The 2,013-nt window shown below is 72.4% G+C and carries 1 protein-coding gene; it reads right to left on the bottom strand.

Annotated elements, in window-relative coordinates:
- Positions 1–2,013, bottom strand: a 2,013-nt coding sequence (locus tag PJ985_RS23105; protein ID WP_271685837.1) for a type I polyketide synthase, incomplete at both ends; no start/stop codon positions are given.

Genomic DNA, 2,013 nt, shown 5'->3' with positions numbered 1-2,013 from the left:
GGCAGCCTGGGAAGGGTCGCTCACCAGCACGACCGCGCGATGGGACAGCGCGCTGCGACCGGTCGCCAGAGTGTGGCCGATGTCCACCGGAGAGACACCGTGCACACCGCGCAGACGCTCCGCCTGGGCTGCAAGGGCCGCAGGAGTATGACCGGACAGCAGCCAGGGCACCGGCACAGGCAGGTGATCGAGGTGGGCAGGCGCGGGCTCGTCGAGGCCGGCCCCGGGCGACGCGGGCGGATCAGCGAGCACGATGTGCGCGTTGGTGCCACTGATCCCGAAGGAAGACACTCCCGCCCGGCGAGTGCGGCCCGTCCGGGGCCACGGCCGAGTCTCGGTCAGCAGTTCCACAGCGCCCGCCGACCAGTCGACCGCGGACGAGGGCATCTCTCCGTGCAGCGAGGGGGGCAACACCTCGTGGCGCATCGCCTCGACGATCTTGATGACGCCCGCAACGCCGGAGGCAGCCTGGGTGTGTCCGATGTTCGCCTTGATCGAGCCCAGCCGCAGCGGCTCGTCCCGGTCCTGACCATAGACGGCAAGCAGTGCCTCGGCCTCGATGGGGTCGCCCAGGCGGGTTCCGGTGCCGTGCGCCTCCACAACGTCGACATCGGCGGGCGTCAGACCGGCGGCGGCGAGTGCGGCCCTGATGACACGCTGTTGTGACGGTCCGTTCGGCGCGGTCAGCCCGTTGGACGCGCCGTCGGAGTTCGTCGCGGAACCGGCAAGGACGGCGAGCACCGAGTGGCCGTGGCGACGAGCGTCGGAGAGCCGCTCCACCAGCAGCATGCCCACACCCTCGCCCCAACCGGTGCCATCGGCGGCATCGGCGAACGGCTTGCACCGGCCGTCCGCTGCGAGGCCGTGCTGCCTGCTGAACTCGACGAAGGCACCAGGGGTGGCCATCACGGTCACGCCACCGGCCAAGGCCAGGTCGCATTCGCCATTGCGCAGCGCCTGAGCCGCCAGATGCAAAGCCACCAGCGACGAGGAGCATGCAGTGTCCACCGTGACCGCCGGGCCCTCCAGACCGAAGGAGTAGGCGACGCGACCGGACATGATGCTCGCGGAGCCGCCGGTGGCGACGTGCCCCTCCAGTCCGGCGGAGTCGGCGAGGGTCAGCCGGGAGTAGTCCTGCCCGTTCGTTCCGGCAAAGACGCCCGTGCGGCTGCCGCGCAGCGACCGCGGGTCGATGCCCGCATGTTCGCAGGTCTCCCAGGATGTCTCCAGCAGCAGCCGCTGCTGCGGGTCCATCGCCATCGCCTCGCGCGGGGAGATGCCGAAGAGTTCGGCATCGAACCGGCCGACATCGGTGAGGAAACCGCCCTGGCTCACGTAGGACGTGCCGGGTCCGTCGCCGGCGAAGAGCGCGTCGAGGTCCCAGCCGCGATCGGTGGGGAACGCGCCGATGACATCACGGCCTCCGGCTGCCACCTCCCACAGGGCGCCCGGGCCGGTCACGCCGCCGGGGTAGCGGCAGGCCATACCGACGATGACCACCGGGTCGTTGTCCACGGCCGCCGGAGCGGTGACGGCCGGGCCGCCGGCGTCGGGTTCCCCGAGCAGACCGGTGATGTGAGCGGCGAGCACGGCCGCCGTGGGGTGATCGAACGCGAGGCCCGCGGGCAGGCGCAGGCCGGTGAGGGTGGCCAGCCGGTCGCGCAGCTCGACCGAGGTCAGCGAGTCGAAGCCCAGGTCGGCGAAGGCCCGGTCCGCCGGGACCTCCTCGGCCGTGCGGTGGCCGAGCGCAGCAGCGGCCTCGGCGCGGACCAGGTCGGTCGCCACGCGGAGCCGCTCGCCCGACGGCAGGCCAAGGAGGCGTGCGGACAGTTCGGTGTCCTGGCCGGTTGTGGCACTGGGTTCGGCCCGTTCGACGAACTCGCCGAGCATGGGACTGGGCCTGCCGCTGGTGAAGGTGGCGCCGAACCGGGCCCAGTCGACATCGGCGACCGTCACGCAGGTGTCCCCCACGTCCAGTGCCCGGCCGAGCGCGGTGAGGGCGCGCGCGGGGGG

It is taken from the genome of Streptomyces sp. ACA25 (assembly GCF_028200735.1).
In the GTDB taxonomy this organism is placed as follows: Bacteria; Actinomycetota; Actinomycetes; order Streptomycetales; family Streptomycetaceae; genus Streptomyces.
Note: the sequence above shows the minus strand (reverse complement) of the source record. Positions and strands in the feature narration are given on the sequence as shown.